The organism is Bradyrhizobium sp. 199, from assembly GCF_023073355.1.
Lineage (GTDB): Bacteria > Pseudomonadota > Alphaproteobacteria > Rhizobiales > Xanthobacteraceae > Bradyrhizobium.
Genome location: NZ_JADPJI010000002.1, coordinates 468,422 through 481,592, shown reverse-complemented (window position 1 = coordinate 481,592; position 13,171 = coordinate 468,422). Strand labels below are relative to the sequence as shown.

General features: G+C 64.8%; 10 protein-coding genes. 4 read left to right on the top strand and 6 right to left on the bottom strand.

Translation table 11 applies throughout. From position 1 onward, the window contains the following. Position 1 precedes the first annotated feature (1 nt). Both IVB28_RS02200 and IVB28_RS02195 read left to right on the top strand, forming a co-directional pair. Positions 2-925, top strand: a complete 924-nt coding sequence (locus IVB28_RS02200; RefSeq protein ID WP_247524425.1) for a sugar kinase — start codon at positions 2-4, stop codon at positions 923-925. A 96-nt stretch (positions 926-1,021) separates the two neighbouring features. Beyond that, positions 1,022-1,531, top strand: coding sequence for an Lrp/AsnC family transcriptional regulator (locus IVB28_RS02195; protein ID WP_247524424.1), 510 nt, complete (start codon positions 1,022-1,024; stop codon positions 1,529-1,531). 160 nt (positions 1,532-1,691) lie between these two features. Here the strand turns inward: IVB28_RS02195 and IVB28_RS02190 are convergent, their stop codons facing one another. The 6 genes from IVB28_RS02190 to IVB28_RS02165 all read right to left on the bottom strand — a co-directional run bounded on the left by IVB28_RS02190 (position 1,692) and on the right by IVB28_RS02165 (position 8,596). Next, positions 1,692-3,191: a phosphomannomutase/phosphoglucomutase gene (locus tag IVB28_RS02190; protein WP_247524423.1), complete on the bottom strand. Its 1,500-nt coding sequence runs from the start codon at positions 3,189-3,191 to the stop codon at positions 1,692-1,694. Between the two features lie 159 nt (positions 3,192-3,350). Then, positions 3,351-3,698: a HepT-like ribonuclease domain-containing protein gene (locus IVB28_RS02185; RefSeq protein ID WP_247524422.1), complete on the bottom strand. Its 348-nt coding sequence runs from the start codon at positions 3,696-3,698 to the stop codon at positions 3,351-3,353. Then, positions 3,688-3,984 (bottom strand): nucleotidyltransferase family protein, encoded by a 297-nt coding sequence (locus IVB28_RS02180; protein ID WP_247524421.1) that lies wholly within the window; start codon positions 3,982-3,984, stop codon positions 3,688-3,690. The genes IVB28_RS02185 and IVB28_RS02180 overlap by 11 nt, the downstream gene beginning before the upstream one ends. A gap of 62 nt (positions 3,985-4,046) precedes the next feature. Continuing rightward, the gene (locus IVB28_RS02175) at positions 4,047-4,559 is read right to left on the bottom strand and encodes a TIGR02281 family clan AA aspartic protease (RefSeq protein WP_247524420.1); all 513 of its coding nucleotides are present in this window, start codon (positions 4,557-4,559) and stop codon (positions 4,047-4,049) included. A gap of 127 nt (positions 4,560-4,686) precedes the next feature. Next, a complete protein-coding gene (gene hrpB, locus IVB28_RS02170; RefSeq protein WP_247524419.1) occupies positions 4,687-7,161 on the bottom strand; it encodes an ATP-dependent helicase HrpB in 2,475 nt (824 codons plus the stop codon). Positions 7,162-7,279: 118 nt separating this feature from the next. Further along, positions 7,280-8,596 (bottom strand): UDP-glucose/GDP-mannose dehydrogenase family protein, encoded by a 1,317-nt coding sequence (locus IVB28_RS02165; protein WP_247524418.1) that lies wholly within the window; start codon positions 8,594-8,596, stop codon positions 7,280-7,282. Between the two features lie 194 nt (positions 8,597-8,790). Between IVB28_RS02165 and IVB28_RS02160 the strand changes: the two genes are divergently transcribed. Both IVB28_RS02160 and polA read left to right on the top strand, forming a co-directional pair. Further along, positions 8,791-9,858, top strand: coding sequence for an acyltransferase family protein (locus IVB28_RS02160; protein ID WP_247524417.1), 1,068 nt, complete (start codon positions 8,791-8,793; stop codon positions 9,856-9,858). A gap of 141 nt (positions 9,859-9,999) precedes the next feature. Continuing rightward, positions 10,000-13,074: a DNA polymerase I gene (gene polA, locus IVB28_RS02155; RefSeq protein WP_247524416.1), complete on the top strand. Its 3,075-nt coding sequence runs from the start codon at positions 10,000-10,002 to the stop codon at positions 13,072-13,074. Positions 13,075-13,171 lie beyond the last annotated feature (97 nt).

The following is a 13,171-nucleotide window of genomic DNA, read 5'->3' as shown; positions in this document are numbered from 1 at the left end:
CATGGCGCTACTTAAGGCCGCGCCGCGCATCCTCTGCATCGGAATTCCGGTGCGCGATCTGACCTTTCGCGTCGAGGCCGTGCCCGTACCCGGCAGCAAGGCCAACGCCACGCATCTCGCCGAGATTTGCGGCGGCAATGCGCTCAACGCCGCCATCGCGATCGCGCGACTTGGCGGCCGCGTCGCCTTCGCAGGACCGATGGGCGATGCTCGCGAGATGTCGAGCGACTTCATCCTCGAACGCATGACCGCAGAAGGCATCGAGACCAGCCATATCGTGCGCATGCCGGCTGCGAGCACGCCGGTCTCGGCGATCATCATCGACGCGACCGGTGAGCGGACGCTGACCATTTATCGCGATCCTGCTCTCTGGACGGTCGAGCTGGGTGATGCCGACAAGCTGCTCGACGATTGTCAGGCTGTCCTCGTCGAGAGCCGCTGCGCCGCGTTCTCGATCCCGCTCTGCACCGAGGCACGCCGGCGCGGCCTTCCCGTCGTCGTCGGCGTCGACCGCTCGATGTCGTTGCAGGACGGCCTGCTCACCGCGGCCTCGCACCTGCTGTTCGCCAGCGAGCAGGTGCAGGAGACCGCCGGGATCACTGATGACGGCGGGGCCCTGAGGCTTCTCGCCAAGCTGACGCCCGCCTTCCTGGCCGCGACCCGCGGTCCGCGCGGCACGATCTGGCTGAACGAGACGGGCGAGCTGGAAGAGACTGCGGCCTTTCCGGTCCAGGCGGTCGATACGCTTGGCGCCGGCGATGTCTTCCATGGCGCGTTCACACTTGGCACCGCGGAGGGCGAGGGGCTGCGGCAGGCGCTGCGATTCGCCGCGGCCGCCGCGGCGCTGAAATGCACCCGCCATGGCGGCGGCCAAGCCGCCCCTCAACGCATTGAAGTTGAAGGACTTTTGCGCGGAGGACCGTAGAGCTACTCCACTCTCGCGCCGAGATTTGGGCTTGTCGTGGAAGGATTTTCTCTATATCAGGGAAATCAGCCCCTGAAATGGAACAAAGTTCTTCAAATGACCGACGTCGCCGTCCAGATCCCCGAGACCAGCCGCCGCCTCGATGCCATCGACCGCAAGATCCTGATGGTGCTGCAGGAGGATGCCTCGCTGTCCGTCGCCGAGATCGGCGACCGCGTCGGCCTGTCCTCGACCCCCTGCTGGAAGCGCATCCAGCGACTCGAGGCCGACGGCGTGATCATCAAGCGCGTCGCCCTCGTCGACCAGAACAAGATCGGGCTCGGCATCTCCGTGTTCGTGTCGGTCGAGAGCTCCGACCATTCCGACGCCTGGCTGAAGAAGTTCGCCGAAGCCGTCAGCGCCATGCCCGAGGTGATGGAGTTCTATCGCATGGCCGGCGACGTCGATTACATGCTGCGCGTCGTGGTCGCGGACATGCAGGCCTATGACGTGTTCTACAAGAAGCTGATCAGCGCGGTGCCGCTGAAAAACGTCACCTCGCGCTTCGCGATGGAGAAGATCAAGTCGGTCACCACGCTGCCGATCCCCGCGGTGGTGGCGGCTTAGAGTCTACTTACTCCTTGGCGCGGCTTCATGGGTCGTCGTCATGGCCGGGCTTGTCCCGGCCATCCACGCGTAGCGACACAGGCAGAAGGACGTGGATGCCCGGGACAAGCCCGGGCATGACGGCGGAAGTCGCGGCTCAAGGCGCGCCTTCGCTTACACCTCAGATCTTCTGATTGTACTCGCCGACCTCCGGATGCGTGCGCAGCACGCTGTTCACCATCTCGAACATGTCGTGCATGCGCTGCTCGGAGACCGGGCTCTCGACCACGACGACGAGTTCGGGCTTGTTGGAAGAGGCGCGCACCAGCCCCCAGCTGCCGTCCTCGACCGTGACGCGCACGCCGTTGACGGTGACGAGATCGCGGATCGACTGGCCGCCGATCTTGGCGCCCTTAGCCTGCAAGCCCTCGAAGTGCTTCACCACCTGGTCGATGACGCCGTATTTGGTTTCGTCGGCGCAGTGCGGCGACATCGTCGGCGACGACCAGGTCTTCGGCAGCGCGTTCTTCAGGTCCGCCATCGACTTGCCAGGCGCGCGGTCGAGCATGTCGCAGATTGCGATTGCCGATACCAGACCGTCGTCATAGCCGCGGCCATACGGCTTGTTGAAGAAGAAGTGGCCGGACTTCTCGAAGCCTGCCAGCGCACCCGTCTCGTTGGTGCGGCGCTTCATGTAGGAATGGCCGGTCTTCCAATAGGCCACCTTCGCGCCCTGCTTCTGCAGCACCGGATCGGTCACGAACAGGCCGGTCGACTTCACGTCGACGATGAACTGCGCGTCCTTGTGGATCGCCGACATGTCGCGCGCCAGCATCACGCCGACCTTGTCGGCAAAGATCTCCTCGCCGGTATTGTCAACGACGCCGCAGCGGTCGCCGTCGCCATCGAAGCCGAGCCCGACATCGGCCTTGTGATGCAGCACCGCATCGCGGATCGCGTGCAGCATCTCCATGTCTTCCGGATTCGGATTGTATTTCGGGAAGGTGTGATCGAGCTCGGTGTCGAGCGGGACCACCTCGCAGCCGATTGCCTCCAACACCTGCGGCGCGAACGCGCCGGCGGTGCCGTTGCCGCAGGCGGCGACGACCTTGAGCTTGCGCGTCAGCTTCGAACGAGAGGTGAGGTCGGCGATATAGCGCGCCGGATAGTTCTCGTGAAATTGGTAGGAGCCGCCGGCCTTGTTCTTGAAATCGGCATTGAGCACGATCTCCTTGAGCCGCGTCATCTCGTCGGGGCCGAAGGTCAGCGGACGGTTGGCGCCCATCTTCACGCCGGTCCAGCCGTTGTCATTGTGCGAGGCCGTGACCATAGCGACGCAAGGCACGCCGAGATCGAACTGCGCGAAATAGGCCATCGGCGTCACCGCCAGCCCGATGTCGTGCACCTTGCAGCCCGCGGCCATCAGGCCGGAGATCAGCGCGTATTTGATCGAAGCCGAATAGCCGCGGAAATCGTGGCCGGTGACGATCTCCTGCTTGACGCCGAGCTCAGCGATCAGCGCGCCCAGCCCCATGCCGAGCGCCTGCACACCCATCAGGTTGATTTCCTTCTGGAACAACCAGCGCGCGTCGTACTCGCGAAAGCCGGTCGGTTTCACCATCGGCTCGGATTCGAAGGCGTAGGTGTTGGGCAACAATACGGATTTCGGCTTCGGGAACATTGCGACGATCTCGTGAAAAGGGGGCAGGAAATGATGCAGCCTTAGCGAATGCCGGGCCGCAGCGGAAGGCGGGAATGAAGGCTTATGGCCGTTAATTGCGGCAGTTTGGCAACGAAGAAAGTGCCGACGTCACGATATAAATGTCTGACCAGAATGGGGTTAAGTCTGTAGCCGGGCAACCTCTTCTTCAAGGACCTCCCTGAGAGGCGGCAGAGCCTGTTGAACAGTCTCCCAGACGAAATGGGCAGCAACGTCTTCGTAGTTGTGTCGATAGACATTGCCCGCGGCCGCCATTTGCCTCCATGCGATGGCTGGATGCCGCGATTTCACATCATCGGGCAGGCGACGGGATGCCTCTGAAATAATCTCCAGGCATCGCGTAACCGCATAGACCGTCCGCAGGTCCGCCGCGAACGCGTCGCGATCAGCACCTGCGGCGAACTCAATCGCCAAATCGATGTGATGCAGGATATCCCGGAGGATCCCGTCGGTGCGATCAGAAGGCATAGACAGCGTCGGCCGTCGCGGCAGGAGCGACGTATGATTTCAGACCGTCGCGATTGACGACGTCAACCGGCTCGTCGAAGAGGTTGGAGATGTATTCTTTGAGCTCGACGTAGTCGAAGACTGTAATCCGCGCAGCTGGATCAATCTCGACCATGATATCGACATCGCTGCCAGAGTGATTTTCGCCCCTCGCCACCGAGCCGAACAACGCGGCATGCAAAACGCCGCGCTCGCGAAGAGCAGGCTCAGACTTTCGCAGGATCGCTATCGCATCGGGGCCATTCATTCGCAGAATATAGCACCCTGTTTGGCCCGGCGGGAACCCCGTCGAGGGCCCTCCGGGCGGGCCTACTGCTCCAGCACCATCTGGCCGTTGGCGTATTCGAAGCGCTTGAGGCGGGAGAGGAAGGAGAGGCCGAGCAGGTTCTCCGACAGCGCCGCGTCGGGCAGCACCATGGCGTCGACGTCGCGCACAATGAGGCCGCCGACATCGAGCATGGCGATGCGGGTGCGGGCAGCCTTGATGGTGCCGTTGGCAGTGGAGACGGTGGCGCTGTACTCGCTGCGCGAGGGACGGAGGCCAAAGCGGGCGGCCGAGGTCTCATTCAGCGCAACCACGGAGGCGCCGGTGTCGACCATGAACCCGATGCGCTGGCCTTCGATCCTGCCCTCGGTCTGGAAGTGACCACGGCCATCGCGGGAAATGGCGAGGCTGCGGCCCCCGGTCGGTGCCGCGGCCGCGACGGCAACGGTCGTGCGCGGCGCCGACGTCGCGGACGCCGAGCTCATCTTGTCCGCCATCTGGGCCATGAAGGTACCGAGGCCGATCATGACGGCCGCGAAGATCATAATGTTACGCATTACACCACTTCCGAGCCGAAAGCTCGATTTCACCACGCGGCACGCCCGGCCGCGAGCGGAGCTGCGGCCGGGACGGTGTCATTTTGGCGAAAAGGATGAGCGAACGGTTAACGGGCCGCCGTGTTTCTCACGTCCCGCGCGGCTTGATGCGCCGGGTCGGCAGCGCATTTGCCGGATCGTCCGGCCAGGGATGGCGCGGGTAGCGGCCGCGCAGATCGGAGCGCACTGCGCTGTAGCTGCCGCGCCAGAAACCCGGGAGATCGCGCGTCACCTGCACCGGGCGCTGTGCCGGCGATAACAGCTCCAGCACCAGCGGCACCTTGCCGGCTGCGATCGAGGGATGGATATTGAGACCGAACAATTCCTGCAGCCGCACCGCGATGGTCGGCCCCTGCTCGGCCTCGTAGTCGATCGCGAGCACACTTCCGGTCGGCGCCTCGAAATGCGTCGGCGCCTCGCGGTCGAGCCGCGCGCGCATCTCCCACGGCAGCAGCGCCATCAGCGCGTCGGAGAGATCGCCCGGCGAGATATCCTTCAGCGCGATCTTGTCGTAGAGCGCCGGCACCAGCCAGTCGTCACGCCGCGCGCTCAATCCGTCGTCCGTAAGATCAGGCCAGCTGTCGCCCTCCGTCTTGCGCAGGAACATCACCCGGTCGCGCCACTGCTTTGCGGCCTTCGACCAAGGCAACCGGTCGAGACCGGCGGCGATCAAGCCGTCGGCGAAAATGCGCACGGTGTCTTCCGAGGGCGAGACGGCCAGCGTCGCCTCGGACAGTGTGATGGCATGCAGCACGCGCTTGCGCCGCGCCCGCAACGCCATCGCGCCGCGATCGAAGGAGATCTCGTCGGCTGTCTCGATATGCTCGGCGAAATGCCGCTCGATCTCGCCCTCGGTGATTTGCGCGGCGAGCAGGATACGCCCGCTCGCTGCCGTTCCCGTCATCTCGCCGATCGCGATGTAGGGCGCGCGGGCGAGCGAGGAGGTCTGCTCGACGGCGGCGCCACGGCCATTGGCAAGCACGAAACTGCCATTGCCGCGATTGCGCGCGATGCGGTCCGGGAACGCGTAGGCGAGCATCAAACCAGCCGAGATGTCGTCTTGTGGCCCCGCCTTCTCCGACGCCGCCACCTGCGAGGCCCAGCGCCGCGCCAGGTCGCGCGCGCTCGACGCGCGCGGCGAGCGGTCGCGGCGGAACTGGTCGCGGCGGTGCTCGAGATCGACGCTGTCGCCGCCAAGCCCGCGCTCGGTAATGATCGCCGCGATCTCCGCGGCGGCCTCGCCCTCGCCGGCACGATGCGAATCCACGATCATGCGCGCAAGCCGCGGCGGCAGTGCCAAGGCACGGAGGCTCTTGCCTTCCGCGGTGATGCGGCCGTCGCCATCGAGCGCGTTGAGCTCGGCCAGAAGGCTCTTGGCCTCCTTCCAGGCCGGCGCGGGCGGCGGATCGAGGAACGACAGCGCCGAGAGGTCAGTGACGCCCCATTGCGCAAGATCGAGCACCAGCGAGGACAGATCGGCGCTGAGGATTTCCGGCTGGGTGTAAGGCGCCAGCGAGGCCGTCTGCGGCTCGTCCCAGAGCCTGTAACAGACACCCGGCTCGGTGCGGCCGGCGCGGCCGCGGCGCTGGTCCACCGCCGCACGCGAAGCACGCACGGTCTCGAGCCGCGTCAGGCCGATGTCCGGCTCGTAGCGCGGCACGCGGGCAAGACCGGAATCGACCACGATGCGCACGCCTTCGATGGTGAGCGAGGTCTCGGCGATCGATGTCGCCAGCACCACCTTGCGCATGCCCTTGGGCGCCGGCGCGATGGCGCGGTCCTGCACGGCGGCATCGAGCGCGCCGAACAGCGGCACGATCTCGATCGAGGCGTCCTGCACGCGCTCGGAGAGGAAATTCTGGGTGCGGCGGATTTCGGCGGCGCCCGGCAGGAAGGCCAGCACCGAGCCGCCATCGGCGCGCAGCGCGGATGCGATCGCGTCCGCCATCTGCCGCTCCACCGGTGCGTCCGCCTTGCGGCCGAGATAGCGCGTGTCGACCGGAAAGGCGCGCCCCTCGCTTTCGACGACGGGCGCCTCACCGAGCAGCTTTGCCACGCGCGCGCCGTCGAGCGTTGCCGACATCACGAGGATGCGCAGATCCTCGCGCAGGCCGGTTTGCGCGTCGCGGGCCAGGGCGAGGCCCATATCGGCATCGAGCGAGCGCTCGTGGAATTCGTCGAACAGGATGGCCGCGACGCCTGAAAGTTCGGGATCGTCGAGGATCTGGCGGGTGAAGATGCCCTCGGTCACCACCTCGATGCGCGTGGCGCGCGAGATCTTCGAGCCGAACCGGACGCGGTAACCAACGGTTTCCCCGGGCCGCTCGCCCAGCGATTTGGCCATGCGGTCCGCGCTGGCGCGCGCCGCGATGCGGCGCGGCTCCAGCACGATGATCTTCTTGCCTTTTGCCCAGGGCGCGTCCAGCAGCGCCAGCGGCACCCGCGTGGTCTTGCCGGCGCCCGGCGGCGCCACCAGCACCGCGGCGTTGTTGGCCTCCAGCGTGCGCGACAAATCGTCGAGCACGGCATCGATCGGCAGAGGCGTGTCGAAGCTGCGGGGCAATGTCTATCCACTCGTCATGCCTGGCCCTGTGCCGGGCATCCACGTCTTGGACTAGAAAACAGACGTGGATGGCCGGGACAAGCCCGGCCATGCCGAAATTATTCGCGAAAGCGAATCGTCAGCCCTGCACCAGCGGGCGACCGACGCTGTCATAGGTGAAGCCGGCAGCTTCCATGTCTTCGGGGCGGTAGATGTTGCGCAAGTCGACGATGACGGGCTGCGCCATGATGGTCTTCAGCCGATCGAGATCAAGCGCGCGGAACTGGACCCATTCGGTGACGATGACGAGCGCATCCGCACCATCCGCGCAGGAATAGGCGTCCTCGCAGTAGGTGATGTCAGGCAGCTCGCCCCTCGCCTGCTCCATGCCGACGGGATCGAACGCCTTGACCGTTGCGCCCATGTCGATCAGGCCTGTCACCAGCGGGATCGACGGCGCATCGCGCATATCGTCGGTGTCGGGCTTGAAGGTGAGGCCCAACACCGCAACGGTCTTGCCGCGCAGCGAGCCGCCGAGCGCCTGGCTCACCTTCCGCGCCATCGCACGCTTGCGGTTCTCGTTCACGGCCAAGACGGATTCAACGATGCGCAGCGACACGTCGTGATCCTGCGCAATCTTAATCAGTGCCTTGGTGTCCTTTGGGAAGCACGAGCCGCCGAAGCCGGGACCTGCATGCAGGAACTTGGTGCCGATGCGGTTGTCCAGGCCAATGCCGCGCGCGACTTCCTGGACATTGGCGCCGGCCTTTTCGGACAGATCGGCGATCTCGTTGATGAAGGTGATCTTGGTCGCGAGGAAGGCGTTCGCCGCGTATTTGATCATCTCGGCGGTGCGGCGTTCCGTGAACATCAGCGGCGCCTGGTTCAGCGACAGTGGACGGTAGATGTCGCTCATCACCTTGCGGCCACGCTCGTCGGAGGTGCCGACCACGATGCGGTCGGGAAACTTGAAGTCGCGGATCGCCGCGCCCTCCCGCAGGAACTCGGGGTTCGAGGCGACCACGACGTCGGCGTTGGGATTGGTCTCGCGGATGATGCGCTCGACCTCGTCGCCGGTGCCGACCGGCACGGTCGACTTCGTCACCACGACGGTGAAGCCGGAAAGCGACTGCGCGATCTCGCGCGCGGCGGCATAGACGTAGGACAGATCGGCATGACCGTCGCCGCGGCGCGAGGGCGTGCCGACCGCGATGAAGACGGCATCGGCGTCCGCGACCGGCTTCTTCAGGTCGGTGGTGAAGCCGAGCCGCTTGGCCTTGACGTTGGTCGCAACCAACTCGTCGAGGCCGGGCTCGTAGATCGGGATCTCGCCGCGATGAAGCGCCGCGATCTTCTTCTCGTCCTTGTCGACGCAGGTGACGTCGTGACCGAAATCCGCAAAGCAGGCCCCGGACACCAAACCAACATAGCCCGTGCCGATCATCGCGATACGCATGAAAATCCCTGTTTCAGATTGGTTAACGAAACCCGACGCGGGGCGGTTTAGCATTTTCCCGAGGGGAGGGAACAGTCCGAGAGACAAAAAAGCGGCACGGGAATTGAACCGGTAAAGAAGTCGGAAACCGCTGGGGCCCCACACTGCCCCACACCCGAACAGGACGGGCGGAACACGCCTCGAAAAGGGACACCGTGGCACCAACGGACACAATCGCAGGGAACGGAGGCATCAAAGCCTCGTCCGCCGCGCGTGTCGACTGGGTCGATTACGCCAAGGGCATCTGCATCATCATGGTCGTGATGATGCATTCGGTGCTGGGGGTCGAGTTCGCCGCCGGCGAGACCGGTTTCATGCATGTTGTCGTGGCCTTCGCAAAGCCGTTCCGGATGCCGGATTTCTTCCTGATCTCGGGCCTGTTCCTGGCGCTGGTGATCGACCGGGACTGGCGAACCTATCTCGACCGCAAGCTGGTGCATTTCGTTTATTTCTATGTCGTCTGGGTGACGATCCAGTTCGGCTTCAAGGCGCCCGCTTTCGCGGCGGAGACGGGCTGGCAGCACGTTGGCTTGTCGTATCTGGAATCCTTCGTCGAGCCGTTCGGAACGCTGTGGTTTATCTATCTGCTGCCGATCTTCTTCGTGGTCACAAAACTGACACGCAGGATTCCGCCGCTCGCGATCTGGCTCCTCGCCGCCGCGCTGGAGACGGCACGCATCACGACGGGGTGGACCGTCATCGACGAGTTCTGCTCGCGTTTCGTCTATTTCTATTCGGGCTATCTGTTCGCGCCTTACGTGTTCGCGCTGTCGGATCGCGCGCGGAAGCATCCGGCGCTTGCGCTCGTAGCGCTCGCGACCTGGACACTGGTCAATACCGGCCTCGTCGTGTTGGGGGCCAGCGAATGGATGATCGTCTCGCTCGTGCTCGGTTTTGCCGGCGCCTGCGCGATCATCACGACCGGGACGCTGCTCGCACGCGCCCGCTGGATGAACGTCCTGCGCTTCTGCGGCGAACATTCGATCGTGATCTATCTCGCCTTCTTCCTGCCGATGGCGGCGACGCGCACGCTGCTGCTGCGCTCCGGAATCATTCCCGATATCGGCACGGTTTCGCTGATCGTCACCGTCGCCGGGGTGATCGGTGCGCTCGCGATCTGGAAGACCGCCTTGCTGCTCAATGCCCGCTTCCTGTTCGAACGGCCCGATGCATTCTGGATCGCACCGAGGAAGACGGGGCCGGTGTTGCAGGCGGCCGAGTAGCTGCGCAATCGCTGTCGTCCCCAGGAAAAGCGGGTGCCATAACCACAGGAAGAAGTTGCGGCGTACGAGAGGTGTGGGAATCCGCTCAAAAATCCCCCTTCCAAGGCTGTCAAAGTCCGCAAAAATTCATACATTGCGGCCATGCCCAAGACATCCCCGACGACCTCCGCCAAAGCTGACACCAAGGCTGCGCCAAATGCCGCCGGGAGCGAGCCTCTGGCGACCGCTGCTGCCAAACCTGTTGCAGCCAAGGCGGCCGGCAAGGGCGACCACGTGTTCCTGGTCGACGGTTCCGGCTACATCTTCCGCGCCTACCATGCGCTTCCGCCGATGAACCGCAAGTCCGACGGCCTGCAGGTCAATGCTGTGCTCGGCTTCTGCAACATGCTGTGGAAGCTTTTGCGCGAGATGCCCGAAGACAACCGGCCGACGCATCTGGCGATCATCTTCGACAAGTCGGAAATCACCTTCCGCAACAAGATCTATCCTGAGTACAAGGCGCACCGGTCCCCTGCCCCGGACGACCTGATCCCGCAATTCTCGCTGATCCGAGAAGCGGTGCGCGCCTTCGACCTGCCTTGCCTCGAACAGGTTGGCTTCGAGGCCGACGATCTGATCGCCACCTATGTGCGGCAGGCCTGCGAGCGCGGCGCCAGCGCCACCATCGTGTCCTCCGACAAGGACCTGATGCAGCTCGTCACCGATTGCGTCACCATGTACGACACCATGAAGGATCGCCGCATCGGCATTCCCGAGGTGATCGAGAAGTTCGGCGTGCCGCCGGAGAAGGTGGTCGAGGTCCAGGCGCTGGCCGGCGATTCCACCGACAACGTGCCCGGCGTGCCCGGCATCGGCATCAAGACCGCGGCGCAGCTGATCATCGAATATGGCGACCTCGACCAACTGCTGTTCCGCGCCGGCGAGATCAAGCAACCCAAGCGCCGCGAGGCGCTGCTCGAGAACGCGGAGAAGGCTCGCATCTCGCGGCAGCTCGTGCTGCTCGATGACAAGGTCGGCCTCGAGGTGCCATTGGATGACCTTGCCGTCCACGAGCCCGACCCGCGCAAGCTGATTGCCTTCCTCAAGGCAATGGAATTCACCACGCTGACGCGACGCGTCGCGGATTATTCGCAGATCGATCCCGCCAATGTTGATGCCGACCCCGGCTATGCAAGCGGCGCCAGCGTGTTTACGCCGCTGCCGGCGTCGGACGTCGTGCCCACACCGGGGACCGGCACGCCAGCGCAAGCCGCCTCAGGCCAGCCTAACAAATCCGCCGGCAAGCAGGACAAGGCCGCGAGCCCGAAGGGTGCACCGATCTCGCTCGCCGTCGCACGCGAAGAGGCTCTGCGCAAGATTCCGGTCGATCGCAGCAAGTACCAGACGATCAAGACACTAAAGGAGCTCAACGCATTCGTCGCGCGCATCCATGATGCCGGCCATGTCGCGATCGAGATCAAGGCAAACTCCATCGATCCGATGCAGGCCGATCTCTGCGGCATCGCGCTGGCGCTGGCGCCGAACGAGGCCTGCTACGTCCCGCTGGCGCACAAGCAGTCCGGCGGTGGTGCCGGCCTGTTCGACGCCGGCCTTGCGCCCGATCAGGTCAGGCACAGCGATGCGATCGAAGCCCTGCGGCCGGTGCTGGAATCCTCAGGCATTCTCAAGATCGGCTTCGATGTCAAATTCACCGCTGTGATGCTGGCGCAGCATGGCATCTTTTTGTGCAACATCGACGATGCGCAACTGATCTCCTACGTGCTCGACGCCGGCCGCGGCTCGCATGCGCTGGAGCAGCTGTCGGAGCGCTGGTTCGGCCATGCCATGCTCAAAGAAAATGAGCTGCTCGGCAGCGGCAAGGGCAAGATCACCTTCGACCAGGTGCCGGTCGACAAGGCGGCGGCGCTGTCGGCCGAAGGCGCCGACGTCGCCTTGCGCATCTGGCAGGTGCTCAAGCCGCGCCTCGTCGCCGAGCACATGAATACCGTCTACGAGACGCTGGAGCGGCCGTTGGTGTCGGTGCTCGCGCGCATGGAGCGGCGGGGCATCTCGATCGACCGCCAGGTGCTGTCGCGTCTTTCCGGCGACTTTGCCCAGACCGCGGCGCGCGTCGAGGCCGAGATCCAGGAGATCGCGGGCGAGCCCGTCAATGTCGGCAGCCCCAAACAGATCGGCGACATCCTGTTCGGCAAGATGGGCTTGTCAGGCGGGACCAAGACGAAAACCGGGGCATGGTCGACCACCGCGCAAGTGCTGGACGAACTCGCCGAGCAGGACCACGACTTCCCGAGAAAGATCTTGGAGTGGCGCCAGGTCTCGAAACTGAAATCGACCTACACCGACGCGCTGCCGACCTATGTCAATCCGCAGACCCATCGCGTCCACACCACCTACGCGCTGGCCGCGACCACCACTGGGCGGCTGTCGTCGAACGAGCCGAATCTGCAGAACATCCCGGTCCGCACCGAGGACGGCAGAAAGATCCGGCGCGCCTTCATCGCGACGCCAGGGCACAAGCTCGTCTCGGCGGACTATTCGCAGATCGAGCTGCGGCTGCTCGCGGAGATCGCCGACATTCCCGTGCTGAAGCAGGCGTTCCGCGACGGCCTCGACATTCACGCGATGACCGCCTCGGAAATGTTCGGCGTGCCGATCGAGGGCATGCCGAGCGAAATCCGCCGCCGCGCCAAGGCGATCAATTTCGGCATCATCTACGGCATCTCGGCATTCGGCCTCGCCAACCAGCTCGGCATCGCCCGCGAGGAAGCCTCGGCCTACATCAAGAAATATTTCGAGCGCTTCCCCGGCATCCGCGCCTACATGGACGAGACGCGGGATTTCTGCCGGAGCCACGGCTACGTCACCACGCTGTTCGGCCGGAAGATGCACTATCCTGACATCAAGGCGTCCAATGCCTCGGTGCGCGCCTTCAACGAGCGCGCCGCGATCAACGCGCGGCTCCAGGGCACCGCGGCCGACATCATCCGCCGTGCCATGACGCGGGTCGAGGATGCCCTCGCCGCAAACAGGCTGTCGGCGCAGATGCTGCTGCAGGTCCACGATGAATTGATCTTCGAGGTGCCCGACGCGGAGGTCGCAGCGACGATCCCCGTCGTGCAGCACGTGATGCAGGACGCGCCGTTCCCGGCCGTGCTGCTATCAGTGCCGCTGCATGTGGATGCGCGCGCGGCGAACAACTGGGACGAAGCGCATTGAGGCCGCTTCCGCGGGATGCTGCCCAGCGCGCCGCCCTTCGCGGCGTGGTGCGCTGCTGATCCGGGGTCCACGCCGCGCCAACTGGGCTCCCGGCTCT